At 65.9% G+C, this 25,256-nt stretch carries 21 protein-coding genes; 7 read left to right on the top strand and 14 right to left on the bottom strand.

Going from position 1 to position 25,256, the window contains the following annotated elements:
• Positions 1–35: 35 nt before the first annotated feature.
• Complete coding sequence (locus E7T09_RS04925; RefSeq protein WP_240741613.1) at positions 36–1,130, bottom strand: serine hydrolase; 1,095 nt, start codon at positions 1,128–1,130, stop codon at positions 36–38.
• A gap of 76 nt (positions 1,131–1,206) precedes the next feature.
• On the opposite strand from E7T09_RS04925, the gene E7T09_RS04920 reads away from it, so the two are divergent.
• Both E7T09_RS04920 and radA read left to right on the top strand, forming a co-directional pair.
• Entirely contained in the window at positions 1,207–1,488 is a 282-nt protein-coding gene (locus E7T09_RS04920) for a DUF2087 domain-containing protein (protein ID WP_136387986.1), read from the top strand.
• Positions 1,481–2,824, top strand: coding sequence for a DNA repair protein RadA (gene radA, locus E7T09_RS04915; protein ID WP_136387985.1), 1,344 nt, complete (start codon positions 1,481–1,483; stop codon positions 2,822–2,824). Before E7T09_RS04920 ends, radA begins: the two co-directional genes overlap by 8 nt.
• A 44-nt stretch (positions 2,825–2,868) precedes the next feature.
• Here the strand turns inward: radA and E7T09_RS04910 are convergent, their stop codons facing one another.
• From E7T09_RS04910 to glnA, 10 genes are all read right to left on the bottom strand, one after another.
• Positions 2,869–3,390, bottom strand: a complete 522-nt coding sequence (locus E7T09_RS04910; RefSeq protein ID WP_136387984.1) for a chromate transporter — start codon at positions 3,388–3,390, stop codon at positions 2,869–2,871.
• Positions 3,383–4,000, bottom strand: a complete 618-nt coding sequence (locus E7T09_RS04905) for a chromate transporter (protein WP_136387983.1) — start codon at positions 3,998–4,000, stop codon at positions 3,383–3,385. The genes E7T09_RS04910 and E7T09_RS04905 overlap by 8 nt, the downstream gene beginning before the upstream one ends.
• A gap of 116 nt (positions 4,001–4,116) precedes the next feature.
• On the bottom strand, positions 4,117–6,675 hold the full coding sequence (gene clpB / locus E7T09_RS04900) for an ATP-dependent chaperone ClpB (protein ID WP_136387982.1): 2,559 nt from the start codon (positions 6,673–6,675) through the stop codon (positions 4,117–4,119).
• A 77-nt stretch (positions 6,676–6,752) separates the two neighbouring features.
• Complete coding sequence (locus tag E7T09_RS04895) at positions 6,753–7,829, bottom strand: lipocalin family protein (protein WP_136387981.1); 1,077 nt, start codon at positions 7,827–7,829, stop codon at positions 6,753–6,755.
• A 90-nt stretch (positions 7,830–7,919) separates the two neighbouring features.
• The gene (locus tag E7T09_RS04890; protein ID WP_240741612.1) at positions 7,920–8,675 is read right to left on the bottom strand and encodes an ABC transporter ATP-binding protein; all 756 of its coding nucleotides are present in this window, start codon (positions 8,673–8,675) and stop codon (positions 7,920–7,922) included.
• Complete coding sequence (locus E7T09_RS04885; RefSeq protein WP_136387980.1) at positions 8,668–9,480, bottom strand: ABC transporter ATP-binding protein; 813 nt, start codon at positions 9,478–9,480, stop codon at positions 8,668–8,670. The genes E7T09_RS04890 and E7T09_RS04885 overlap by 8 nt, the downstream gene beginning before the upstream one ends.
• Positions 9,477–11,300 (bottom strand): branched-chain amino acid ABC transporter permease, encoded by a 1,824-nt coding sequence (locus E7T09_RS04880; RefSeq protein WP_240741611.1) that lies wholly within the window; start codon positions 11,298–11,300, stop codon positions 9,477–9,479. Before E7T09_RS04880 ends, E7T09_RS04885 begins: the two co-directional genes overlap by 4 nt.
• On the bottom strand, positions 11,297–12,310 hold the full coding sequence (locus tag E7T09_RS04875) for a branched-chain amino acid ABC transporter permease (protein WP_136387979.1): 1,014 nt from the start codon (positions 12,308–12,310) through the stop codon (positions 11,297–11,299). Before E7T09_RS04875 ends, E7T09_RS04880 begins: the two co-directional genes overlap by 4 nt.
• Before the next feature lie 217 nt (positions 12,311–12,527).
• Entirely contained in the window at positions 12,528–13,682 is a 1,155-nt protein-coding gene (locus E7T09_RS04870; protein ID WP_136387978.1) for a branched-chain amino acid ABC transporter substrate-binding protein, read from the bottom strand.
• Between the two features lie 439 nt (positions 13,683–14,121).
• Positions 14,122–15,495 carry a type I glutamate--ammonia ligase gene (gene glnA, locus E7T09_RS04865; protein WP_136387977.1) on the bottom strand — a complete coding sequence of 458 codons (1,374 nt, stop codon included), beginning with the start codon at positions 15,493–15,495 and terminating at the stop codon, positions 14,122–14,124.
• Between the two features lie 375 nt (positions 15,496–15,870).
• On the opposite strand from glnA, the gene E7T09_RS04860 reads away from it, so the two are divergent.
• Complete coding sequence (locus tag E7T09_RS04860; RefSeq protein WP_136387976.1) at positions 15,871–18,027, top strand: glutamine synthetase III; 2,157 nt, start codon at positions 15,871–15,873, stop codon at positions 18,025–18,027.
• Positions 18,028–18,134: 107 nt separating this feature from the next.
• Positions 18,135–18,941, top strand: coding sequence for an AAC(3) family N-acetyltransferase (locus E7T09_RS04855; protein WP_136387975.1), 807 nt, complete (start codon positions 18,135–18,137; stop codon positions 18,939–18,941).
• A 26-nt stretch (positions 18,942–18,967) separates the two neighbouring features.
• Here the strand turns inward: E7T09_RS04855 and E7T09_RS04850 are convergent, their stop codons facing one another.
• From E7T09_RS04850 to gyrA, 3 genes are all read right to left on the bottom strand, one after another.
• Entirely contained in the window at positions 18,968–20,326 is a 1,359-nt protein-coding gene (locus E7T09_RS04850) for an FAD-dependent oxidoreductase (protein WP_168734702.1), read from the bottom strand.
• Positions 20,327–20,569: 243 nt separating this feature from the next.
• Positions 20,570–21,181: a helix-turn-helix domain-containing protein gene (locus tag E7T09_RS04845; RefSeq protein WP_168734701.1), complete on the bottom strand. Its 612-nt coding sequence runs from the start codon at positions 21,179–21,181 to the stop codon at positions 20,570–20,572.
• A 336-nt stretch (positions 21,182–21,517) separates the two neighbouring features.
• Entirely contained in the window at positions 21,518–23,953 is a 2,436-nt protein-coding gene (gene gyrA / locus E7T09_RS04840) for a DNA gyrase subunit A (RefSeq protein WP_136387973.1), read from the bottom strand.
• Between the two features lie 292 nt (positions 23,954–24,245).
• On the opposite strand from gyrA, the gene E7T09_RS04835 reads away from it, so the two are divergent.
• Genes E7T09_RS04835 through E7T09_RS04825 form a run of 3 tightly spaced genes read left to right on the top strand, consistent with a single transcriptional unit; the run spans position 24,246 to position 25,248 of the window.
• A complete protein-coding gene (locus E7T09_RS04835; RefSeq protein ID WP_136387972.1) occupies positions 24,246–24,596 on the top strand; it encodes a roadblock/LC7 domain-containing protein in 351 nt (116 codons plus the stop codon).
• A complete protein-coding gene (locus E7T09_RS04830; protein WP_136387971.1) occupies positions 24,593–24,931 on the top strand; it encodes a roadblock/LC7 domain-containing protein in 339 nt (112 codons plus the stop codon). Before E7T09_RS04835 ends, E7T09_RS04830 begins: the two co-directional genes overlap by 4 nt.
• The gene (locus E7T09_RS04825; RefSeq protein ID WP_136387970.1) at positions 24,931–25,248 is read left to right on the top strand and encodes a roadblock/LC7 domain-containing protein; all 318 of its coding nucleotides are present in this window, start codon (positions 24,931–24,933) and stop codon (positions 25,246–25,248) included. Before E7T09_RS04830 ends, E7T09_RS04825 begins: the two co-directional genes overlap by 1 nt.
• Positions 25,249–25,256 lie beyond the last annotated feature (8 nt).

Below are 25,256 nucleotides of genomic sequence, written 5' to 3'. Positions count from 1 at the left end.
GTGGAGGGCGGGGAGCAATCCCCGCCTTTGCCCGTTCAGTTCTGCGCCAGCACCAGCAGGTTCCGCTCGACCCACGCGACCACCGCCGGAATCTGTGCTTCCATATCCTCGGATTCCAGGGTATCGCTGCCGTCGTTCAGGTAGGCATAGGCGAAGATGCGGCCGCCCGGTGTCTCGACCCGTCCAGTCAACGTGAGCAGCCGCCAGCCACTTCCGGCCTTCGCGCCCCAGTACGTGGCCTTCAGGGTTGGGGTGTTCGGGCGGCAGCACCCCTGATCCAGCAAGGTACGCAGGACGCGCCGGGTCGCGGGCTTCAGGTTGTTCCCTCCGTAGACCCGCGCGGTCAGGTCGGCGTACGCCTTCGCTGTACTCGTGTGCTGGAACGCGAGGTCGATGCGCGCGTCGTACAGCGGGCCACGGAAATACGAGTCGATGGCCCGCTCGACCTCCGGCCCGGTAAAGGTCATCGCGTTCGCGTTCAGTCGCGTGGCGACGGCCAGGCGCTCCTCGAAGGGCAGGGCGGCGTATTGCTGGGCCCCAGCCAGCAGATCGCCATTCAGGACGGCGCCCTGCAGGTCGCCCTGCGCGGCCCACGTCGCCTTGCCCGTGAGAAGCACCGTCGTACACGGACTTCGATCCCGGATTGAGCGCGCCAGGCGCTGCGTGCCGACGGCTCGCTGGAGGAGGTCGCCCGCCGTGTTGTCGCTCTGGAGGATCGCGCGTTTCGCCAGGAAGGCCAGGGTGTTGGTGCCGGGTGGATACGCCTCGATGCTGCGGGTGGCGGCCGTGGTGGTGAACAGCGTGGTCAACCTCAACCGACCGGAGTCGACGTCCCTGAGCGCCGCCTCGACCACTAGGGACTTGTAGGTGCTGGCGATGGGCTGCACCTCATTCAGGCGGCCCAGGCCCATGCTCCGGAGAACCCGCAGGCTGGCGGGATCGTACTCGGCGGCATAGAAGGCCACCCGCCCCGTGACCACCGGAGGCAGCACGGACGGCGTGAGGTCGACAGTCGGCGACTTGCCACACGTCGGAGCCAAGGTGGGAAGCGGAGGAGTTGCCGCGCCGATGCCCGACAGGATCAAGCACACGGCGACCATACGCGGACAGGCAAACCAGTGGACGGCCACGTGCGGAGTGTATCCGCCGGCGGACTTTGTGCCCGGCACAACCTGCGCGCACGCCACAGGCAGGTAGCATGCGACCATGACGAAAAGTATTGCCGCATTCCAGGACGAACACGGGCGCATCACGGGCTGGCCCAGTGACCGCCGCCGTGCCCACCAACTGGCGATCCTGGATTACCTGACGGGGCTGTTCGATCCCGGCGTGTCCTACGACCAGGGGCAGGTGGACCAGATCCTCGCCGACCACAGCACCGTGGACGACCCGACCCTGTTGCTGCGCGAACTCGTGGAGGGCGATTACCTCGCCACCGCCGACGGCGTGTACTGGCGCGCCGACGGCCGTCCGGGGGCCCGTGGCTAAAGTCGCCGCGAAGTACGTCTGTACCAGTTGTGGCTACCAGGCCAGCAAGCCGCTGGGCCGCTGCCCGAACTGCCAGGCGTGGAACTCCTTCGAGGAGGACATGCCGTCGGCCGTCGCCCCGAAGGCGCGTGGCGGGGCCTACGGGGGGATCACCGGCGGGAAACTCACGCCGCTGTCCGGGGTGGGCCGGCGCGAGGAACCACGGACCTCCAGCGGCATCCTGGAACTCGACCGGGTGCTGGGCGGCGGACTGGTGGCGGGCGGCGTCACCCTGATCGGTGGGGAGCCGGGCATCGGCAAGAGCACGCTGCTGCTGCAGGTCGCCGACCGGGTGGCCCGTGCGGGCGGCACGGTGCTGTACGTGGCCGGCGAGGAGTCGCTGGAGCAGATCCGGCTGCGGGCCGACCGGCTGGGCGTGACCGCCGAGATTCAGCTCACGCGCGACACCCGCGCCGAGCACATCGCCGGACTCATGCAGGAGCACCGGCCCGCGCTGTGCATCGTCGACTCCATCCAGACCGTCACGGTCGAGGGCGAGGGTGCTCCCGGCGGCGTGGCCCAGGTGCGCGACGGGACGTCGATGCTCACCCGCGCTGCCAAGGAAACCGGCACGGCCACGGTGCTCGTTGGTCACGTCACGAAAGACGGGACCGTCGCCGGGCCGAAGGTCATGGAACATATCGTCGATACCACCGTGTTCCTCGAGACGGTCGGCGCGTTCCGGCTGCTCCGCAGCGTCAAGAACCGCTTCGGGCAGGCCGGTGAACTCGGCGTGTTTGAAATGCGCGGCGAGGGCCTGATCGCCGTCGAGAACCCATCCGAGGCCTTCCTGGCCGAGCGTCCGGTCGGCGTGCCCGGCAGCGTCGTCGCCGCCACCGTGGACGGTCAACGCCCCATGCTCCTCGAAGTCCAGGCCCTCGCCAGCAAGACCCCTTATCCGAATGCCCGGCGGGTCGTCGTGGGGCTCGATCCACGCCGCGTGGACGTGGTGCTGGCCGTACTGGAACGCCGCCTCGACCTCACCCTGGGCGGCCTGGACATCTACGTGAACCTCGCCGGCGGCCTGAAGGTGCTTGACCCGGGACTGGATCTGGCCATTGCCCTGGCCGTGTACTCGGCTGTCGTGGGCCGAGCCCTCCCCGGCAACGTGGCCGTGTTCGGCGAGGTCGGTCTGGCCGGCGAGGTGCGCTCCACTCAGGCCTCCCAACGTCGCGCGGAGGAAGCCGGACGGGCTGGGTACACGCGGCTGGTCGTCCCCCCTGGATTATCAGGGCATGCAGGCGTGAAAAGCGTCGAGGAAGCGGTCGGGCAGGTATGGCAGACGGCGGGAACGTAGAGGGACTCCACCATTCCGCGGAGCGGTAGGGGTATGAGCTCGCGCTACAACCCTAGCAGCGCTCCGAGAATCGCCGCGCCGATGACAACAATTACCGAGTTCACCTTAGAACGCCAGAGGATCACGAAGGCCAGCAGGGCGATGGCCGCTCCGGCCCAGGAATGGATGCTAGTTCGGCCGAGCACGAGTACCCCGGCCAGTAGCACGCCTGCTCCGAAGGGGAGGAGGGCGTCGCGGAAGGCGACCAGCCACGGGTGGGTGCTGAAGCGCCGCCACACCAGGGCGGCGGCGGCGCTGAGGAGGGCTGTGGGGCCGTAGAAGCCCAGGGTGGCGGCCAGGGCGCCGCTCAGTCTGGCGGCGGCGAAGCCGTAATAGGTGACCGCCAGCATGTTCGGGCCGGGCATCAGCTGCCCGAGGGCGAAGCCGTTGGCGAGGGTTGCCGCCGTGATCCAGTGGTGCTCCCCGACCAGCACGCGTTCCATCTCCGCGATATTGGTGCCGCCGAAGGAAATCAGCCCCAGCCGGGCGAACTCCAGGAACAGGGGCCACGCGCCGGGTTCAGACATGGGGGTCGTCCTGTGGGGGCGGCGTCCGGCGGGGCCGGTTGAGGATCAGGCCGGCACCGACCAGGAAGGCGAAGACGGGAAGCAGGTTGAGCCGCAGCACGCCCAGCCCCACGAATGTCAGCCCTGCCAGCACCAGGCCGCCCCGGACACCTAGGCCGACCTTCACGACGGGAATCACGGCGCTTACCATGACCGCCAGCGCGGCACAGGCGGCCCCGCGCAGTCCGCTCTGCACGACTGGTGGCAGGGCCGTCCCGCCGCTGAGCGTGAGGGCGGCGGCGGCGAGCATGGTGGTCAGACCGGGCACTAGGATGCCCATGACCGCCATGAACGCGCCCGGAGGGCCGCACAGCCGCGCGCCGATCATCGCGGCGAGGTTCACGGCATTCGGGCCGGGCGTGAGCTGCGCCAGCGTGTACGTTTCCGCGAACTGCGTGTCGGTCAGCCAGCGGCGGGTGGTCATGGCCCGGCGGGCGTGGGCGGGCAGGCCACCGCCGATGCCAGAGAGGGCCACGCCGATAAAAACCCTCAGCAGGGTGGTCGGCGTCGGCTCCGTGTCCGGCCGGGCGTCCGTGTGTGGGTGGGCCGGGGAGACCGGCGGTACCGTCATGCCCTGAGCCTAATCCTGGCCGGCCGGCGCGTGGGCGTGCCTGTGCCGGGGACACGCGGGCACACAATGAACAAAAACCCGCCCCGATGAGGGAGCGGGTTCGGTGACGGCGGCGCTCAGTTCAGGACGGCCGTGCCGAACTGGAAGTGCGAGCCGTCGTAATCGACGTTCAGGGTGCTGGAGTCCGGCACGTGCCCCTGCAGGATCTCGCGGGCCAGCGGCGTCTCGATCTCGCGGGAGATGGCGCGCTTCAGGGGCCGGGCACCGAAGGCTGGGTCGTAGCCGATGGCGGCCAGGCGGGCCTTCGCGGCGTCGCTGAGGTGCAGCGTCACTCGGCGCTCGGCCAGTCTCTTGCGCAGGCTGCCCAGCTGGATCTCCACGATGCGGGTCAGGTCGGCCTCGGTCAGTGCGTCGAACACGATGATGTCGTCCACGCGGTTCAGGAACTCGGGGCGGAAGTGGCCCTGGAGTTCGCCCAGGACGGCGTCACGGATCTCGTCCGGCTCGTCGCCCCGGTGCTGCATTTCCAGGATCAGCGGGCTGCCGATGTTGCTGGTCAGGATGATCAGCGTGTTGCGGAAATCGACCGTGCGGCCCTGGCCGTCTGTCAGGCGGCCATCGTCGAGCACCTGCAGGAGCACGTTGAACACGTCCGGGTGGGCCTTCTCGATCTCGTCCAGCAGCAGGACGGAGTAGGGCCGGCGGCGCACGGCCTCGGTCAGCTGGCCACCCTCCTCGTAACCCACGTAGCCGGGAGGCGCCCCGATCAGGCGGGCCACGGTGTGCTTCTCCATGTACTCGCTCATGTCCAAGCGGATCATGGCGTCCTGCGAGTCGAACAGGAACTCCGCGAGCGCCTTGGCCAGCTCGGTCTTGCCCACCCCAGTCGGCCCCAGGAACATGAAGCTGCCCAGCGGGCGGTTCGGGTCGTTCAGCCCGGCCCGCGCCCGGCGGATGGCGTCCGACACGCTCACGATGGCGCGATCCTGCCCGATCACGCGGGCGTGCAGGCCCTCTTCCAGGCGCAGCAGCTTCTCGCGCTCGCCCTCCATCAGTTTGCTCGCGGGAATGCCAGTCCAGCGACTTACCACAGCGGCCACGTCCTCCTCGGTCACCTGGGTGTGGGCGAATTCCGCGCCCTTGAGCTTCGCGGTGAGGTCGCTGACCTCCTTCTCCAGCGCCGGCAGCTTGCCGTATTCCAGCTCGGCGGCGCGTTGCAGGTCGTAGTCGCGCTTGGCCCGCTCGATGTCGGTGCGCATCTGATCCAGGGCATCGCGCTTCGCCTTCAGGGCGTGCACCTCGCCCTGCTCGGCCTGCCAGCGCGACCGGACGTCGCCCAGCTCGTCCGAGACCTTCTTCAGGGCGTCCTCAAGGTCGCTCAGGCGGGCCAGCGAGTCCTGATCCTTCTCACGCTTCAGGGCCTCGCGTTCGATCTCCAGCTGGAGCTTGCGGCGTTCGAGCTGATCCACGCGCTCGGGGCTGGATTCCAGCACCATCCGCAGCCGCGCGGCGGACTCGTCGATCAGGTCAATGGCCTTGTCGGGCAGCTGACGGTCCGTGATGTAGCGGTTGGAGAGCTGCGCGGCGGCGACCAGCGCCGGATCCGTGATCTCGACGTTGTGGTGCACCTGATAACGGTCCTTGATGCCGCGCAGGATGCTGATGGTGTCCTCCACGCTGGGTTCGTCCACAAACACCGGCTGGAAGCGGCGTTCCAGCGCCGAGTCCTTCTCGATCTCACGGTACTCGTCCAGGGTGGTCGCGCCGATCAGGTGGAGTTCGCCGCGGGCTAGGGCGGGCTTGAGCATGTTCCCGGCGTCCGGGCTGCCCTCGGTCTTGCCGGCCCCGACGATGGTGTGCAGCTCGTCCACGAACAGGATGATCTCGCCGGCCGACGCGAGCACGTCGTCGATCACGCCCTTGAGGCGCTCCTCGAACTCACCCCGGTACTTGGCGCCCGCCAGCAGGCTGCCCATTTCCAGCGACACGATGCGCTTGTCCTTCAGGCCCTCGGGCACGTCGCCGCTCACGATGCGGCTGGCGAGTCCTTCCGCGATCGCCGTCTTGCCCACGCCGGGCTCCCCGATCAGCACCGGGTTGTTCTTGGTGCGCCGCAGCAGGATCTGCATGGCGCGGCGGATCTCCTCGTCGCGACCGATCACGGGGTCAAATTTGCCGTCCCGGGCGCGCTGGGTGAGGTCCGTGCCGTATTTGTTCAGGGCGTCGAACTGGCCTTCGGCGGATTTGTTCTTCACGGTCTTTCCTTTGCGCCCCTCATTGACGGCGCGGTTCAGGTCGCTCTCGCTGGGCAGGCCCTTGCCCCGGTACTCGCCGCGCAGCGCCAGCAGCAGCGTGTCGGCCGCCACGAAGGCGTCGCCGAGCTGTCCTGCAAGGGTGTCGGCCTTCTGGAACGCGCGGTTGAGGGCCGGGTCGAGGTACAGCTGATCCACGCCACCCTGCACGCGCGGAAGCTTGGCGAGTTCGGCGTCCAGGGCTGTGCGGGCGGAGTGCAGGTCACCGCCGGCGGCGGTGATGGCGCGCGAGGCCGTGTCGTTGTCGAGCAGGGTACGCAGAATGTGGTAGATGGTGAGGTTCTGTTGGCCACTGGCCTGCGCGAGCTGCTGCGCAGCGGCGACGGCCTGGGCGCTGGCTTCGGTGAAGCGTTCGGGATTCAAACTGGGCCTCCAGGGCAGGGAAGAGGACGGACATACAGCTGTCCCTATTCTGGAACTTGAGCGTGGTCATGTCAAGTTTATTGCGGGTTAAGCGGCGTGTCCGTGGTCACAGAGTGTCCGACCTGCCCTAGGTGTCCCTGATCTTTGCCCATCGTCCAGCGGCCCACAGGAAGGGCCGGGTTCTCCGCGCGGGTCAACACCCCACCGATGAATTCGCCCATCCCCTCGGCCGTCACTGGCTGCCCGTCGGCGGTGCCGGAGCCGCGCACCGGGCCTTCCCAGTAGGCGATGGCCGTGGTTTTGCTCAGCAGCTCCTGGTCATCTCGGAACGGCCGCATCGTCAGGGTCAGGGAAGGCGCGCTGATCGTCCACTCCAGCGTATACGTGCGTCCGCTCGGGCTCGCCCATGTCCGGCCCGGTGTCATGGTCAGGTCGGGCACGGCCCGCGCCACGCCGTCCGCGCCGATCCGCGAACCCGCCACCTGCACGACCCTGCCACCGGTATCCCGCACCCGGTAGAGCATCAGATCGGAGCCGTCCGAGAGGTGCAGGCCGTACCAGTCCCACAGGGCCGCGCGGCCCGGCGTCTGGTCGCCCCACTGGTGGTCAAACCACACCGTGCCCCTCGCCTCGCGCGGCTGCCCGGCCACCGTGACCGTGCCGCCGACCGCCAGCCGGGTGATGCTCTGGTAGTACATCCTCCCCACCTCCGGCGTGCCCGAATAGCCGGGCGGGTGAACCACCGGCGCCCTGGTGGGCGTCATGGTCAGGTTCAGTGGCCCGGCCGACAGGTGGTAGGTCGACCCCTGCTGGCTCAACGTCCAGTCTCCCTGCGACAATCTCAGGGGTGGGAACGCGAACCTGGCTGTCTGCACGCTGTTCTCCACGAAAGTCACGGTGTTCCCCCGCAGATCTGTCACGGCCACATGCGAGGTGTAGTACGGCGTGCCACGGTAGTTCACCTTGAACTGCGCCCAGTGGAAGGCCAGCCCGGAGTCCGGCAGCACGCCCGAGGCGTACCACCACTCGGTGTTCGCGTTGTTCGGCCCGAAGGCGTCCGGACGTGGCTGGAAGGACGGGTCGAACGCCATCGGCGCTGGAACGCACGCAGTCAGGACGGCCAGCAGCAGGGCGGAGGAGAGCAGGGCACGCATGCTTCACCGTACCCTCAAGTCGCGACAGCCACTGTCACAACGGCAACCGGGCCGCGTCCCGAGTGGGAGCGGCCCGGCTCAGCGCACGGCTTACTCGTCGCCCAGGTACGCCTTGCGGACGCTCTCGTCCTGCGCGATATCCGAGGCCTTGCCCGACAGGCGGATTTCCCCGGTCTGCATCACATATGCGCGGTGTGCGATCTGCAGGGCCATGTTCGCGTTCTGCTCGACCAGCAGGACGGTGGTGCCATGTTCGCGGTTCAGCTTCTCGATGATGTCGAAGATCGCCTCCACGAACAACGGCGACAGTCCCATCGAGGGCTCGTCCAGCAGCAGCAGTTTCGGCGCGACCATCAGCGCGCGGGCGATGGCCAGCATCTGCTGCTCACCGCCGGACATGGTGCCGCCCAGCTGGTGCTCGCGTTCCTTCAGGCGCGGGAAGTACCCGAACCCCTCCTGTACGCGCTGCTCGACCGTGGGCCGGTCCGTCACGGTGTACGCGCCCACATCCAGGTTCTCGCGCACCGAGAGCTGCGGGAAGATCCGGCGGCCCTCCGGCACGTGGGAAATCCCCAGCTGCATGATGTGGTGGGCGGGAATGCCCGCGATGGTCTGGCCCTTGTATGTCAGCGCGCCCGTGCGGGGCTTCATCATGCCGCTGATGGTGCGCAGCGTCGTGGTCTTGCCCGCCCCGTTGCCGCCGATCAGGGCCACGATCTCGCCCTCGTTGACGGTCAGCGAGATGCCCTTGAGTGCGTGGATGTGTCCGTAATAAGTGTGGATGTCGTTCAGTTCCAGCATGGGCGCACCGGCAGACTTGGGTGCAAGGTTCACGGGATCAGGCATTCGGTCGCTCCTCCTTCCCGTACTCGCCGGCCGCCGCGCCACGGCCCAGGTACGCTTCCATCACGCGCGGGTCGTTGCGAACCTGATGCGGCAGGCCCTCGCTGATCTTGCTGCCGTAATCCAGCACTGTGATGTACTCCGACAGGGTCATGACGAGGCGCATGTCGTGCTCGATCAGGCACACCGTCACGCCCAGCTCGTCCCGGATGCGGCGGATCAGCGCCTTGAGGTCCTCGGTCTCGCGGGGATTCATGCCGGCGGCCGGTTCGTCCAGCAGGATCAACTTGGGCGTGGTGGCCAGCGCGCGGGCGATCTCCAGCTTGCGCTGGTCGCCGTAGGGCAGGTTGGTGGCCAATTCCTGGCGCCACTTGCCCAGTCCCACGAAGTCCAGCATGATCCGCGCCGCGTCCCTGGCCTCCTGTTCGGAGTCGTGGAACTTCTTCGTGCGCAGCACGGCGTCCACGAAGCCGCTCTTCAGGCGCGAGTGCCGGCCCACCATGATGTTCTCCTCGCTGCTCATGGTGGAGAACAGGCGGATGTTCTGGAAGGTGCGCGCGATGCCCGCCTCGGTCACCTGATCCGGGCGCAGGCCCACTAGTTCCCGTCCGGCCAGCTGGATGGAGCCGCTGGTCGGCGTGTAGATCCCGGTGATCATGTTGAAGAAGGTGGTCTTGCCCGCTCCGTTCGGCCCGATTACCGACACGATGCTGCGATCTGGAACGGTCATGGTCACGTCGTTCACAGCAGTCAGGCCACCGAACTGCTTGGTGACGTGCTGGACGTCGAGGATATTGCCGCCCGTCATTTGGCGCCCCCGCTGCGTTCACCCTCGGCGGCGGGCGCCAGTCCGGGACTGAGCACCTCGACCGGCCCGGCATTCAGGCCTCCGCCGCTGCCGTGGCCCGAGTCGTCCTCCTGGTTCCCCTCGTGGTGCAGTTCCAGCGTGCGCCGCCGGCTGGGCAACAGGCCTTCTGGCCGCAGCAGCATCATGGTCACCAGGATCACGCCGAAGATCAGGCGCTGAAGCTGGCCGGGGTTCACCTGCTGCGGAATCCACGAGACGTTCGCCGCCTGTTCGCCCAGACCGGGCAGAATCCGCAGGTTCAGCAGCGTGACCACGGTCGCGCCCAGGATCACGCCGGGGAACGAACCCATGCCGCCCAGGATGACCATGCTCAGCACCCCGATGCTCTGCGTGAGGATGAAACTGGTGGGGTCGATGAACTGCTGCTTCGCGGCGAAGATCATGCCCATCACCCCGGCGAAACTGGCGCCGGTGGCGAAGGCGATCAGCTTGGTCTGCATCAGCGGCACACCCATCGCCTGCGCCGCAATCTCGTCGTCGCGGATGGCGATCCACGCCCGGCCGATCCGGCTCTTGTCCAGGCGGATGTTCACCGTCAGGATGATGCCGATCATGGCGATCACCACGAAGTACAGGAACACCAGATAGAACTGGTCGTCTGTGAAGCCCACCAGCCCGGCCAGCTTGTCGAACCACGGCACCGGCGCGCTCTTGATGCCGTTGATGCCCTGCGAACCGCCCGTGTACAGTCCCAGGTTGTTCGCCAGCACCCGGATCACTTCCCCCAGGCCCAGGGTGATGATCGCCAGGTAATCACCCTTGAGCTTCAGGACGGGCAGGCCGATCAGCACGCCCACCGTGGCGGCGGCCATGATGCTCAGCGCCAGGAACAGCCAGAAGAACCCGGGATTGATGCCCGTGGCCAGACCGTCGGCCTTCAGGGCGTTCATGACGACAATCGAGCGAACCACCAGGATCACGCCCATCACCGCCAGCAGGCCCGTCAGGAACTGCTTGTAATTGTGGAGTCCGCCCAGCACGTTGTGCCCACGCAGCCGCTGGATGCCCATGGCCAGCAGCGGCAGCAGCAGGATGATCACGCCCAGCCAGATGACCGGCATGCTCCAGCGCGTGTCCCCCTGGGTGAAGATTGCCCGGCCCGCCAGCATGGCGAGGAAGGCTGCAACGACCAGGGCCCCTGCCTGGAGGAAACTCGTGCTGTCGGTTCTGGAGGTGTTCCCTGGGCGGCGCAGGTACGTGAACAGCGCGCCACCGATCAGCAAGAGCACCACCCCGAAGGCCAGGGTCGGCGTGGCGGCGGCCCCAGCGTGCCCACCGTAATACTTCAGCACCTCGCCAAGACGCGGGCTGGCCACGATCCCCCAGGTGTACGCGCCCACGGCGAAGAAGGCGATGTACCCCAGGTCGAGCAGGCCGGCCAGGCCTACCACGATGTTCAGGCCCAGCGCCAGCGCCGCGAAGATCATGATGCTGATGCTCAGGTCGAGCAGGCTGGCATCTTCCTTCCCGGCGAAGGGCAGGACGAAGATCAGGCTGCCGATACCCACCAGCAGTTTCGCCCAGGGAGCGGCCCGCCACAGGTAGGCGAACAGGATATTGGCCAGGAACAGACTGACCATGAACGCTTCGACGATCGGTTTCTTGAGCAGAGTGCCCAGGGAACCCAAGCGGGGCAGCATCTCGCCGTTGTGCGAGATCAGGATGACGGCGCTGGTGATCACGAAGAAGATCAGCAACAGCCACGTCCGGTCCGGCTGAACCGGATCGCGGGGCGGCGCCTTGGTCAGCGTGGCGGTCATACTTTCTCCACGTTGCTCTTGCCGAGCAGCCCGGTGGGTTTGAAGATCAGGATCAGCACCAGCACGATGAACGCGCCGATTCGCTGGTAACTGGCGTCAATGGCGCCCAGGTTGGCACTGCCGACCACGGAACCCAGCACGTTGGTGACGCCGATCAGGTTCTGGATCACGCCCAGCGTCAGGCCGCCGAGTACGGCTCCAGGAATGCTCCCGATGCCGCCCAACACGGCTGCCGTGAAGGCCACGATGCCCGGATCGAATCCCGAATAGGCGTTCACGGTACCGAACTTCATGCCGAACAGCACGCCGCTGATCCCGCCGAGCGCGCCGCCGATGGCGAAGGTAGCCGCGATCATGCGGTTGCTGTCGATGCCCATCAGGCCAGCGGTCACGCGATCCTGCGCCACGGCGCGGATGGCGGTGCCCAGGCGGGTGTGGTTCACCAGATAGTTCAGGACAGCCAGGCTGATGCCCGAGACGATCAGCAGCACCACATCCTTGAGCTGCAGGTCGATCCCGATATTCCGCAGGAACGTCCCCACAGGCGCGCAGGAACTGGCCGCCGCGCAGAACTTGGTGGTGAAGGCCCCTGGCAGGGTATAGGTCAGGTCAAAGCGGCCCTGGAAACCCTCGATCACGCGCAAGACGTCTTGCAGGATCAGCGACACGCCGATCGCCGTGATCAGCGGTACGAGCTTCGGCGCGTTGCGCAGCGGCCGGTATGCGAGGCGCTCGATGACCACGTTCAGTGCCCCGGAAATCAACATGGCCGCCAGCAGGGCGATCAGGAGCTTCAGGTAGCCGTCCAGCGGCGAGTCCTTCAGCACGCGGAACACTTCGAAGCCCACGACCGCGCCGGTGATAAACACCTCGGAGTGGGCGAAATTGATGAGCTGCAGAACGCCGTACACCATGGTGTATCCGAGCGCGATGATGGCGTACACCGCGCCCAGCACCAGACCGCCGACGATCACGTTCACCAGGAACGGCAACAAAGTGGCGAGATCCAAAGAATTCAACTCCTTTCGACTACGACTGCTCATGATCCTCGTACGAGAGCCCGGCAGTTCAGGAATTCGGCGGGTGCGACCGTAAGGCGATGAACAACACTTACACACGACGGGTGGAATTGGTAGGCCCGTACCTGCGCCCCGGTGCCTGTTCCCAGTCCTGGCATACAACAGGGGCCGGGCGCGCTGCCCGGCCCCACGTTCGAAGCCCCTGACCTTACTGCTTGACGGGTTTGACGTTGATGCTGGTTTCCAGCTTGTACTTGCCGTCCTTGACGTTCATGACGTACATGGTCGCGGCGCGGCGGTCACCGACCGAGTTGAAGCTCACGGCCCCGGACAGCAGGCCCGTGAAGTTGCCCTTGCGGATCGCGGTCTCGACCTGCGTGCGGCTGGGGAGCTTGTTGCCGTTCGAGCGGATGGCGTTCAGCACGCCCTGCAGCACGACCTTGGCGGCGTCGTAGCCGAAGGCGCCGAAGCCCTGGGCGGTGTCGTTGAAGGTCTTCTGGTAGCTGGTGGCGAACACCTTGGCGGCCGGCAGCGCTTCGATGGGCGCGGCGACGGTCGTGTAGTAGATGTTTGTGGCGCCCGCACCGGCGATGGTGGCGAGCTCGGTGCTGTCCAGGCCGTCGCCGCCGACCACAGGGGTCGTCACGCCGGCTTCACGCAGCTGCTTGATGAACACGCCGACCTGGTTGTAAATACCGCCGAAGTACACGGCGTCGGGGTTCTGCAACTTGATCTTGGCGATGATGCTGGAAAAGTCGCTCTTTTCCTCGGTGCCTTCGTTGGCCACGACGGTCACGGACTTGGCCTTCAGGGCCTTCTCGACCTCGCCGGCCAGACCTTCGCCGTAGGCGGTCTTGTCGTTCAGGACGTAGACCTTCTTGGCCTTCAGGGTGCCGGACAGGAAGTTCGCGCCGGCGCCGCCCTGGGCGTCGTCACGGGCGACGATGCGGTTCATGTTGGGCAGGCCGCGATCCGTGACCTGGTTGGCGGTGTTGGCAGGGCTGACCATGGCCACATGGCTGGCCTGTAGCGCGGCGCTGGAGGGGATGGCCACGCCGGAGTTCAACGTGCCGACCACAGCGAGGATCTGACGGTCTGCGGCGATCTTGCGGGCGGCGGCGGTGCCGGTGGCCGGGTCGGCCTGATCGTCGTAGGGAACGAGTTCCAGGTCGAAGCCCAGCTTCTTGAACTGGGCCTTGTATTCATTCACGGCCAGCTGCGTGCCGTTGCGGATCTGGGTGCCGAGGTCGCTCTGGCCGCCGGACAGCGGGCTCAGCGAGGCGATGCGGAGGGTGGTCTGCGCGCCGGCGGTGCCGAGGGCAAGGGCGGCCAGGACGGTGAGGCTCAGGGCGGTTTTCTTCATGGATCCTCCGGGTACGGGTGCAGCGCCAGCCATCTGGCTGGAGTGCGGTGTGGTGATGGCGCAATTCTAGCCACGGTCTTGATTTGATGTCAATGCGCAGCTCATAAACGCTTTGAAACGATAGGTCGCCCTCTTCTGGAAGTTGCCACAAGTATTGCTCTGAGAATATACCTACGCGCAATTTTTGGCTCTTGCCTTCCTGTGGACTCGGGTGAGTGTGAACTATTCCGGATGACTGACGCAAGGCCCATCACGGGGCCCTCCACAGTGGATCTAGAGGCTGACCTGATTGAAGCGACCCATATTCTCCAGCCGACCGGAGCAGTTCTGCGAATGCAGGAGGACGCCGCCTTGCCCTGCCCGGATGTCAGCGGCTCCCTGCGCACGTGAACCTACACAGGCCAAAGGGCACAACCTCCTTCCAGAGTGCTTCATACGTTCAGATCAGATCCAGGTACCGATCCAGCTCCCAGGGGTGGACGGTCGTGGAGTACTCACGCCACTCGGCCAGCTTCGCCGCGACGAAATGATCGAGCACGTGCTCCCCCAGTGCGCGGGCGATCACCTCATCCTTCTGCAGTTCATCCACGGCTTCCCGGAGATCGGTGGGCAGCTCCTTCACCCGGTGGTGCCGTTTTTCGCGCACCGTCATCTTGAAGATGTTGCGCTGAATGGCCGGCGGCGGCTCCATCTCGTTCTCGATGCCGTCCAGACCAGCGGCCAGCATCACGGCCAGGGCCAGATAGGGGTTGCAGCTCGGATCCGGCATGCGCACTTCTGCCCGTGTCGAGTTACCCCGCTTGGCCGGAATGCGGATCAGCGCTGACCGGTTGCTGGTGCTCCACGCGATATTCACCGGCGCCTCGAAGCCCGGTACCAGCCGCTTGTAGCTGTTCACGAGCGGATTCGTGATGGCCGTGAGGGCCTGGGCATGATCGAGCAGCCCCGCGATAAACCTCTCGGCGGTCTGGGACAGGCCATACTCGCGCGCTGGGTCTGCGAAGGCATTCACGCCGCCCCGGAACAGACTCAGGTGGCAGTGCATGCCGCTGCCGTTCACACCGGGTACGGGTTTGGGCAGGAAACTGGCCAGCAGGCCGTACTCCAGCGCGACCCGCTTGACCACGAATTTGAAGGTCGCGATCCGGTCTGCCGTCTCGAGGGCCGGAGCGTAGCGGAAGTCGATCTCGTGCTGGCCCGGCGCCACTTCATGGTGCGCGGCCTCGATCTCGAAGCCCATCTCGACCAGCTTGTTGGCGATTTCGCGGCGGATCCGTTCACCCTTATCAATCGGCGCGAGGTCAAAGTACCCGGCCTTGTCGTGGGTGACCGTGCTGCCCACGCCGGTCGCCGTGCGCTCGAACAGGAAGAACTCGGGTTCCGTTCCCACGAACATCTCGAAGCCCAGGGCCTGCGCTCGTTCGATCTGCTGTTTGAGGACATAGCGGGGGTCGCCCGTGAATGGCGTGCCGTCGGGCAGGGCCACGTCGCAGATCAACCGGGCCACTCGGCCGCCCCCCTCCTCGCGCGAGAACTGCGGATAGATCAGGAAGGTGCTGAGATCGGGGCGCAGTAGCATGTCGGATTCCTCGACGCGCGTGAATCCTTCGACCGCGCTGCCGTCGAAGGTCACGTCTCCGTTCAGGGCCTTGAAGAACTGCGATTTGGGCACCTCGACGTTCTTGGTGGTGCCCAGGATGTCCGTGAACTGCAGGCGCAGGAATTTCACCTCGCCCTGTTGCAGTTCGGCCAGCACACTGTCGCGGGTAGGGGGGGTCGGGCTCTCGCCGTGTGGACTTCTGTGGGGACTCATGGTGAAGGCAACCTCCGGGGCCTGCCACGCATCCTGAACGATGGCGCAGGGTGAAACATGGACTCAGCAGTCCTGATTATGCCGTTCCGAGTTGAGTGGCTCGGGCGCAGTCGCCGTCACCGACGCTTGGGTGATGATCTGCACTTTGTATGTGGATATCCGTTGAACCTGACATTGAGTGTCTGACATTTCGCACGATCCGACTGCTATAGCCGGACACATCCTACCTATAGGCGCAGCTTGTGCAGGGGAATGCGTTGACCCCCCCGATTGTGAACTCCTATACTCGCTGGCAGTGTCAGGACACCTTCCCGCGGTGAGAAGTCAGGGATGCCGCAGGGCCGCGTGAAGGCCAGGCCTGATCAAGGGAGCCACATGAACCATGATTTCGACGTGATCTCTGCCGCGCGCAACTGGCGCACCGACGCAAACCAGCTCTCCAGCCCGCATGACGTGGTAGCCGACGTATACGCGAGCGACGTCCTGACCCTCGAACAGCTCAAGACCCGCCTCAGTAAGCCGGTCTACAAGAGCCTCCAGGCGACGCTGGAACGCGGCGCGACCCTCGACCCGAGCATCGCCGATACCGTCGCCCTCGCCATGAAGACCTGGGCCATGGAGAAGGGTGCCACGCATTACACCCACTGGTTCCACCCGCTGACCGGCGCCACCGCCGAGAAGCACGACTCGTTCCTGTCTCCGACGGCCGAGGGCAGCGCGATCGCCAGCTTCAGCGGCAAGGAACTCATCCAGGCCGAACCCGATGCCAGCTCGTTCCCATCCGGCGGTCTGCGCGCCACCTTCGAAGCGCGCGGCTACACGGCCTGGGACGCCAGCAGTCCGGCGTTCATCATGCGCCATGCCAACGGAGCGACCCTGTCGATCCCGACCGCCTTCGCCAGCTGGACCGGCGAGGCCCTCGACACCAAGACGCCACTGCTGCGCTCCGTGGAGGCGCTGAACAAGGCCGTGACGCCCGCCCTGACCCTGTTCGGCGCCAGCGAGGGAACCCGCGTGGGCAGCAGCCTGGGCGCCGAGCAGGAGTACTTCCTGATTGCCGAGGAGTACTTCTACCGCCGACCGGATCTGGTCATGACTGGCCGCACGCTGTTCGGTGCGCAGCCCCCGCGCGGACAGGAACTCGAAGACCATTACTTCGGGGCCATCCCGGATCGCGTGCTGAGCTTCATGACCGACGCCGAAACGCAGATGTACGCCCTGGGCATTCCGGTCAAGACGCGTCACAACGAGGTCGCTCCCGGCCAATTCGAGATCGCGCCCATCTACGAAGACAGCAATGTCGCCGCCGATCACCAGCAGCTGATCATGCAGATCCTGCGCAACACCGCCCGCAAGTACGGCCTGGTCGCGCTGCTGCATGAGAAGCCATTCGCGGGCGTGAACGGCAGCGGCAAGCACTGCAACTGGAGCATGGCCACCAATGCCGGTGAGAACCTGCTGGAACCCGGCGACACCCCCCATGAGAACATGCAGTTCCTGTTCTTCTGCTCGGCCGTGATCAAGGCCGTAGACGAGCATCAGGACTTGCTGCGCATCAGCGTGGCGAGTGCCAGCAACGACCACCGTCTCGGCGCGAACGAGGCCCCGCCCGCGATCCTCTCGATCTTCCTGGGCAGCGAACTCACCGAGATCTTCGACCGTCTGGAAAGCGGCCAGGGTGGACGTGGCGCCGAGGCCGGACTGCTGGGCCTGGGCACCAGTATCCTGCCCCCGCTGCCCCGTCACGCGGGCGACCGCAACCGCACCAGCCCGTTCGCCTTCACCGGGAACAAGTTCGAATTCCGGGCGGCGGGCAGCTCGCAGAGCATCTCCTTCCCGATCACGGTGCTGAACATCATCGTCGCGGACGCTGTGACGGCACTGACGGCGGAACTGAAAGCCAAGCTGGACGGTGGAGCCGACCTGAACGCCGCCGTGGCCGACCTCGTGAAGAGCACCTACAGCGCCCACAAGCGCATCGTGTTCAACGGCGACGGCTACTCCGAAGACTGGCACCAGGAAGCCGAACACACCCGCAAGCTGCTGAACCTGCGGACGTCGCTCGACGCCATCGAGCACCTGAGCGATGACAAGAACAAGGCCCTGTTCGAGAAGTTCGGTGTGCTGTCGGGCCGGGAACTGGCCGCCCGCCAGGAAATCATGTACGACATCTACTTCAAGACGGTGAACATCGAGGGCGAGACCACCGAGTACATGGCCCGCACGATGATCCTCCCTGCCGCCGTGAAGTACCTGGGCGACCTGCAGGCGGCCGGCAACTCGCGCGCCGCCAAGGGCGTGGCTGGCGAGGTCAGCGCGGCCGCTGACGAGCTGTACGACGCCATCCAGGCCCTGACCACGCAGAACGCGGCGGAAGGTGGCGAGGAGGTACACGAAAAAGCGCACCACATGCGTGACCACGTGCTGCCCGCCATGCTGGACGTCCGCAAGGCGGCCGACAAGCTGGAGAAAGTCGTGGCCGAGCAGCACTGGCCGCTGCCCACCTACCGCCAGATGCTGTTCGTCAAGTAATTCCACCCTGTAGGCGGGCCGCTCGGTTGGAGCGGCCCGCCCGTCGTTTGAGCGGGCCAGTGATTCTGATTGCCGTCCCTGGACGCATGAACTGTACACTTGGAAGCGTGCTGAACCTGCTGCGGAAGCCTGCCGTCACGCCCGCCGATCTGGAACGGGGCCTGACGGAATTGGGGCTCGACGGAACACAGCACGTGATGGTTCACGCCAGCCTGAAATCCTTCGGCACGCTCGACGGCGGCGCACGCGGCGCCGTCGATGCGCTGCTGGGCCGGACGGCCACCCTCATGGCGCCTGCCTTCACGTACTCCACCCTGATGACCCGCCCCACCTCGTTGTCCTCGGCGCGGTTCCACCGGGATATGCGGGTGAGCCGCGACATCGGCCGTGTTCCTCAGGAGATGGTGGAGCGGGCCAGCGCGCAGCGCTCTTCCCATCCCACCCTGAGCTTCATCGCCATCGGCGAGCAGGCGGCCGCGATCACGGCGGCGCAGTCGCTCGACAGTCCTTACCGTCCGGTGGGCGCGCTCTACGACCTGGACGGCTTTGCCCTGCTGATCGGCGTGGATCATGGCAGCAACACCTCCATCCATTACGGCGAGCATCTGGCCGGCATGCCGCTCCTCACGCGGTATGTGCACACGCCGCAGGGCGTGCTGCCCACCGCCTTTCCGAACTGTTCCGCCGACTTCGAGAATCTCGCCCAGGAGCTGGAAGGGCAGTACCGGGAGGTGCGGGTGGGCACGTCCGAACTGCGCCTTTATCGCGTGCGCGCGCTGGTCGATACCACGGTCAGGTTCCTGGCCCAGACCCCTGAGGGCCTGCTGTGCACCTACCGTGGCTGCCGGTGCCAGGAGGTGAGGCAGCTGGTGCGCCAGCGCGGGCTGGAACCCAGGCGGCACGTCGGTCTGTAAGACCGGCAGTGGCCGTTCCGTGTAGATCAGCTCTTGCGGTGGGCCAGCATTTCCTCGCGGTGAACCACCTTCCGCCTGGGCCGGCCGTGCGCCTGACCCTGGGCCAGTTCGTGCGCGTCCAGCACCTGCCAGTCATGGAAGGTGTACACGTCCACGCCACGAGACGCCAGCACCGCGTCCACGGCCTCACGGGTCGGATGGGCTGCTCCCGGCAAGACGCCGTCGCGGGCATCCCTGAGCAGGTGCGCGACCGTGTCCGTGGCGTCCTTGCGATTCGTGCCGATCACGCCGCTCGGACCCCGCTTGATCCAGCCGGCCGTGTACTCCCCGACACGCCCCTCGACGCGGCCCTCCGTGTTCGGAATGACGCCCCGGCGCGCATCGAAGGGCACCCCCGGAAGTTCCAGGCCCTTGTACCCGACAGAACGCAACACGAGCTGCACGGGCAGAACCTCGAACTCGCCGGTGCCCACGGCGTTTCCATCGGCGTCCAGAGCATTGCGCTCGACTTTCAGCCCGCCCACGTTCCCCTGACCATCGTCCAGAATCTCGACGGGTGAGACCAGGAATCGCAGGTGAATGCGGCGATCCTTGCCTTCAGGCGTGCGCACGGCAAAATCACGCAGCACCTCCAGGTTCTTCTTCACTGTGTTGTCTGTGATCAGTGCCTCTGCGGCTTCATCGACCTGGACCTCGGCGGGTTTCACCACTGGATCGGCATCGCTCAGTTCTCCGAACTCGCGCAGTTCCTTGGTCGTGAATTTCGCCTGGGCCGCGCCGCGCCGACCCAGCACCCACACGTCCTTCACGGCACTCCGCTCCAGAACAGGCAACGCATGTTCCGCGATGTCGGACTCGCGCAGTTCCGCGACCGTCTTGACCAGAATCCGGCTCACGTCCAGCGCAACATTCCCTACACCGACTACAGCCACGCCGGTGGCCTCCAGCGCAAGGTCGCGGGTCGCCGCGTCCGGATGCCCGTTGTACCACGCGACAAATTCCGTGGCGCTCATCGAGCCCTTGAGATCCTCGCCGGGAATGCCCAGGCGGCGGTCACTGCTGGCACCCACCGTGTACACGATGGCGTCGTAGTGGGCACGGACGTCGTCGTGGGTCAGATCCCTGCCGAATTCCACGTTTCCCAGGAACCGCACGCGCGGATCGGACAGCGTCTTCTCAAAGCCGCGCGTCACACTCTTGATGGTGAGGTGATCCGGCGCGACGCCATACCGCACCAGCCCGTAGGGTGTGGGCAGCCGGTCGTACACATCGACTTCGACACTCAAATCGGATTTGAGGAGGGCCTCGGTGGCAAAAATCCCGCTGGGGCCACTGCCGATCACGGCGACTCGCAGGGGACGTTCAGGAGAGTAGGGCAGGGTCATGCTGCGAGTGTAGAGAACGGGGCCTGGACTGTGAATGGCAAGGGCCGCCATTTTGTGTCACATGGACGGAAACAGGAGCAGAAAGAATCGGATGTGCCGTGCTGAACGCCGGATTCGACGTCTGGACACGACTAGACTGGCCTGGATCTCGGGGAGGCTCCGAATCCCAAGCTGGATAGCTCTCCAAACGGAAGATCGCCACCCTGCGCAGAGGCATGGGTGGCGATCTTCAGCGTGAAGTGCTTACGCCGCGGCAATCTGGCTCAGGGCAGACTCGTTCTTCAGGGTGATCTTGCCGTAGCCGGCGCTGATCACGCCCTCGCGGGACAGCTCGCCCACGACCTTGGTGACGGTCTCGCGCACGGAACCGACAGCGGCAGCCAGTTCGTCATGCGTGGCGTAGATCATGGTTTCGCCACTGTCGAGCTGGGTGGCCAGCGCGGTGTCCTTGAGTTCGAGCAGTTCGCCGGCGATGCGGGCGCGCAGCCGCTTGCCGACCAGCCGGTAGATGCTTTCGTACGCACGTTCCAGCGTACGGACGAGGTGCGTGGTGACCACGAGGTTGTCCTCGGCGGTCATGAGGGCGGGGTTGATCACGTCGACGCTGGAATCGGTCACGGCCTCGGCGAAGTAGGCGCGGTTCACTCCGGCCAGAGCTTCCTCGCCGAAGTATTCACCTGGCTTCACGTAGCGCAGGGTGAGACCGTTGCCGTCGTCGTCCATGGTATGGACGCGGATCAGGCCAGAGCTGACGCGGTAGAGCATATCGCTCTTGCCGGGGTAAAGGATGACGGCGCCGGGGCGGTAGGTCACGGTGTCGACGTAGGTGCGCGTGCCGTTTGAAGTCTGGGTCATTTGGGTCGCCTCCTTGGGCGGAATGAGGTGAGGAGGGCTGCCGGTAAGGTGATGGAACGACCTTTCCCGACGTGCTCACAGTGTAACCGAGAATCACCTTTTTGTAAACAATTTTGTTTCTTTAATCATCGTTGAGCTCACACACTCGTTTTTGAGGTACATGATGGCCGCTCACGTGCCAGACGGCATTTCCAGCATCCACGCCCTTATCTGTTGCCTCATGGCCACCTCATCCCGTGCGGTGAGGCGTAGACCCTGGGCTTCAGCACCACCCGTCAGTGATGGACAGAAAATGCCCGGTGAAGCCTGCACCGGGCACCCCTGAATCAGGCTGGCTTACACCTCGTCCTCGCGGCGGATCGGGAAGGCGCTGATCACACTGTCCTTGTCGGCGATGTTGATGACCTTCACGCCCTGGGCATTGCGTCCCGTGACCCGTACTTCCTCCACGCGGGTGCGGATTACCGTGCCCTTCTCAGTCAGCACCATCAGTTCCTCGTCGCCCGCCACGCGTGCCAGGGTCACGAGCTTGCCCGTCTTGTCGGTGACATCCAGCGTGATCACGCCCATGCCGCCGCGACCCTTGGCCGGGTAATCCCCGACCGGGGTGCGCTTGCCCAGGCCGCACTCACTGACCGCCAACAGTTCGCTCTGTTCATCGCCACCGGGCACCAGGGCCATGCTGACCACGGCGTCCTGTTCGCCCTCGCGCAGGCGAATGCCGATCACGCCCTGCGTCGCGCGACCCGTGTCACGCACCTCACTGCTCTCGAAGCGCATGGCCTTGCCATTGCGGGTGGCCAGCACCACGTGGTCGCCGTCCTGCACGATACCCACGCCGATCAGTTCGTCGTTCGCCTGGAGGTTGATGGCGATCAGACCGGCGGACGTGATGTTCCCGTAATCGGTGATCAGGGTCTTCTTGACCACGCCGTTGCGGGTGGCGAAGATGAAGCAGCCGGTCTCCTCGAAGCCCTTCACGCTCAGCACCGACGCGATGTTCTCGTCCTCGCGCAGGCTGGGAAGCAGGTTGCGGATATGCGTTCCCTTGGCGTCCCGGCCGGCTTCCGGCAGGTCGTAGATCTTCTCGTGGAACACGCGGCCCTTGTCGGTGAAGAACAGAAGGAAGTCGTGCGTGGAACCCACGAACACGCGGGTGTTCACGTCCTCCTCGCGCAACTTGCCGCCCGAAGCTCCGCGTCCACCCCGGCTCTGCGCCCGGTACGCATCGAGGTTTGTGCGCTTCAGGTACCCGGCCTTGGTCATGGTGATGACCATGTCCTCGACCGCAATCAGGTCTTCCTTGCTGATGTCGTCTTCCAGCAGCGTGATGGTGCTGCGCCGCTCGTCGCCGTAGTTGTCGCGGATGGCTCGGATTTCCTTCTTGATCTCCTTCCACAGCAGAACTTCATCGCCCAGGATCGACCGGAGGAAGGAGATGGTCTTCTGGAGTTCATCGAACTCGCCCTGGAGTTTCTCGCGTTCCAGGCCCACCAGGCGCTGGAGGCGCATGTCCAGAATGGCCTGGGATTGGATTTCCGACAGCCCGAAGCGGGCCATCAGCGAATCGCGCGCCTCGGCTCCGGTGTTGCTCGCACGGATCAGAGAGATGACCTCGTCGATGTGGTCAAGCGCCTTGAGCAGCCCCTCCAGCACGTGGGCGCGTTCCTCGGCCTTGCGCAGGTCGTACTGCGTGCGGCGGGTCACGACGTCGCGGCGGTGCGTGAGGAAGTACTGCATGGTGTCCACCAGCGGCAGCACGCGCGGCTCGCCGTTCACGATGCTCAGGTTGATGATCGTGAAGGTGCCCTGGAGTTGGGTGTACTTGTAGAGCTGGTTGAGCACCAGGGTGGGGATCGCTCCGCGCTTGAGTTCCACCACGATCCGCACCGGATCCTTGCGGTCGGACTCGTCGCGCAGGGCGCTGATGTCCGGGATCTTCCCGGCCTTGTACATGGCGGAGATCGTCTGGATCAGGTTGGTCTTGTTCACCTGATACGGAATCTCGCTGATGATGATCTGGTTGCGCCCGTTCTTCTCCTCGATGCGGGCCTTGCCGCGCACCTTCAGGCCGCCGTGGCCGGTGGCGTAGGCGTCCCGGATGCCCATCTGCGAGATGCGACCGCCGGTGGGGAAATCCGGCCCCCTCACATGCTCCATCATGCCGTCGAGCGTGATGTGCGGGTTGTCGATCAAGGCGAGCAGGCCATTGCAGATCTCCGTGAGGTTGTGCGGCGGGATGTTCGTGGCCATGCCCACCGCGATGCCGGACGCGCCGTTGATCAGCAGGTTCGGCACGGCCGACGGCAGCACCGTGGGTTCCTCGGTCGTCTCGTCGTAGTTGGGCTTGAGATCGACCGTTTCCTTTTCCAGGTCGGCCAGGACTTCCTCGGCGACCTTGGTCATGCGGGCCTCGGTGTACCGCATGGCAGCGGGCGGATCGCCGTCGATCGAGCCGAAGTTCCCCTGCGGGTGAACCATCGGGTAGCGCATGTTCCACCACTGGCCCAGGCGCACCATGGCGTCGTAGATGGAACTGTCGCCGTGCGGGTGGTATTTCTTCATGACCTCGCCGACCACCGAGGCACTCTTGGCGTGCTTCTGGTTGGCGTACAGGCCTTCGAGCATCATGGCGTACATGATCCGGCGCTGCACCGGCTTGAGGCCGTCGCGCACGTCGGGCAGCGCGCGATCCACGATCACGTTCATGGCGTAGTTGATGAAGTTGGTCTTGACTTCGCTGGTGATGTCAACAGGATGAATTCCGGTCATGTGGCTCCAGTCATGGCGCACCCCGGCTGTGGGCCGGCGTGGCGGGGGGAATAGAGGCCCGGACACTGCTCCGGGAATGGAACGATTCTAGCACGATTATGTTGACAGCGTAATAGAAGCCGCTCCCTCGATGCCCCAATTCTAACCGATATCGGCGGGGAAAACCGGTCATTGCGCCACCCCTCACGACCGTAGTTGACCGCTGTCCACCAACGGGTCTCAGACCGTCCCGCCGCGCCCTGCCTGGGCTTGTCAGGCGGCTGCAACAGTTGCCCCCCTATGATGGCGGGCGATGCTTGCCGAACTGACCCAACTCGTGAATGACGTGGACGGGGCGTGGGCCGCCGCCATCGGCGGACTGGACGGCCTGCTCATCGAAGGGCACAGCGCCGGCACGGCCGACCTGAGCCTGCTGGTCGCCGAGCACGCCGGCCTGCTGCGGGCCGCATCCTCCTCCTACACCCAGACGCTCGGGGGCGGGCAGACCCGTGAACTGTACGTGCGGGGCGAACGCCTGAGCGTGTACCTGCACCCGATCAAGACCGAGTACTACCTGCTGCTGGCCCTCGATGCCCGCAGCAACCTCGGGCAGGCGCGGCTGTACGGCCGGGACGCCGCCCGCAGACTGGGAGCCATGCTGTGATCATCGACGCCCTCAACGGCCTGCCCGGCGTGATCGCCGCCGCCCTGGTCGGCCCGGACGGCCTGCCCATCGAATCCCAGGGAGAAGGCGGCGACCCGCTGGCCGCTGAACTCGCCTCGCTGCGCGCCACCTTCGACCGGATCGGCCGCCGCCTGGGCGCAGGCGACGTGACCCGCCTGACCCTCACCAGCGAACGCGTGGAGGTCGTGGCCGTATCCAGCGCCAACCACGTCATCGGCGTGGCCCTCACGCGCGGTCAGGACACCCGCAGCGCCCAGCAGACCCTCGCGCGCCTGGCCCTGGAGCTGACCGGCCTGCCCCGTACGGAGGGCTGATGCTCGACACGCTCATGGCCGTGCGCGGCATGAAGTTCGTCCTGCTGATCGACCAGAACGGCTCCGTGGTCGGTTCTGCCGGACTGGAACCCGCCTTCCTGAAACGCGAACTGGGGCTCATCGCCGCCGGCAAGGCCGTGATTGGCAGCCTGCAATCCAACCTGGGCAGCTCCGAGTGGACGGAACTGCTGCTAGACGTCGAGGGTGGCCCCGCGCTCCTCACGCCCTTCGGGCCGCAGATCCTCCTCACGGCCTTCGACGACGTGACCAGCCTCGGCCGGGTGCGCTTCGCCATCCGCCGCCTGATCGGCCCCTGAACGGCAAA

The organism is Deinococcus sp. KSM4-11 (assembly GCF_004801415.1).
Classification (GTDB): Bacteria; Deinococcota; Deinococci; order Deinococcales; family Deinococcaceae; genus Deinococcus.
Note: the sequence above shows the minus strand (reverse complement) of the source record. Positions and strands in the feature narration are given on the sequence as shown.

What these genes read in the sequence shown, in the direction of transcription:
- E7T09_RS04845 (WP_168734701.1), bottom strand. Translation starts at nt 21,181, where the DNA reads ATGACCCAGACTTCAAACGGCACGCGCACCTACGTCGACACCGTGACC.
- E7T09_RS04920 (WP_136387986.1), top strand. Translation starts at nt 1,207, where the DNA reads ATGACGAAAAGTATTGCCGCATTCCAGGACGAACACGGGCGCATCACG.
- E7T09_RS04905 (WP_136387983.1), bottom strand. Translation starts at nt 4,000, where the DNA reads ATGACGGTACCGCCGGTCTCCCCGGCCCACCCACACACGGACGCCCGG.
- E7T09_RS04885 (WP_136387980.1), bottom strand. Translation starts at nt 9,480, where the DNA reads ATGACGGGCGGCAATATCCTCGACGTCCAGCACGTCACCAAGCAGTTC.
- E7T09_RS04860 (WP_136387976.1), top strand. Translation starts at nt 15,871, where the DNA reads ATGAACCATGATTTCGACGTGATCTCTGCCGCGCGCAACTGGCGCACC.
- E7T09_RS04850 (WP_168734702.1), bottom strand. Translation starts at nt 20,326, where the DNA reads ATGACCCTGCCCTACTCTCCTGAACGTCCCCTGCGAGTCGCCGTGATC.
- E7T09_RS04895 (WP_136387981.1), bottom strand. Translation starts at nt 7,829, where the DNA reads ATGCGTGCCCTGCTCTCCTCCGCCCTGCTGCTGGCCGTCCTGACTGCG.
- E7T09_RS04880 (WP_240741611.1), bottom strand. Translation starts at nt 11,300, where the DNA reads ATGACCGCCACGCTGACCAAGGCGCCGCCCCGCGATCCGGTTCAGCCG.
- E7T09_RS04870 (WP_136387978.1), bottom strand. Translation starts at nt 13,682, where the DNA reads ATGAAGAAAACCGCCCTGAGCCTCACCGTCCTGGCCGCCCTTGCCCTC.
- gyrA (WP_136387973.1), bottom strand. Translation starts at nt 23,953, where the DNA reads ATGACCGGAATTCATCCTGTTGACATCACCAGCGAAGTCAAGACCAAC.
- E7T09_RS04910 (WP_136387984.1), bottom strand. Translation starts at nt 3,390, where the DNA reads ATGTCTGAACCCGGCGCGTGGCCCCTGTTCCTGGAGTTCGCCCGGCTG.
- glnA (WP_136387977.1), bottom strand. Translation starts at nt 15,495, where the DNA reads ATGAGTCCCCACAGAAGTCCACACGGCGAGAGCCCGACCCCCCCTACC.
- E7T09_RS04835 (WP_136387972.1), top strand. Translation starts at nt 24,246, where the DNA reads ATGCTTGCCGAACTGACCCAACTCGTGAATGACGTGGACGGGGCGTGG.
- E7T09_RS04890 (WP_240741612.1), bottom strand. Translation starts at nt 8,675, where the DNA reads ATGCCTGATCCCGTGAACCTTGCACCCAAGTCTGCCGGTGCGCCCATG.
- E7T09_RS04825 (WP_136387970.1), top strand. Translation starts at nt 24,931, where the DNA reads ATGCTCGACACGCTCATGGCCGTGCGCGGCATGAAGTTCGTCCTGCTG.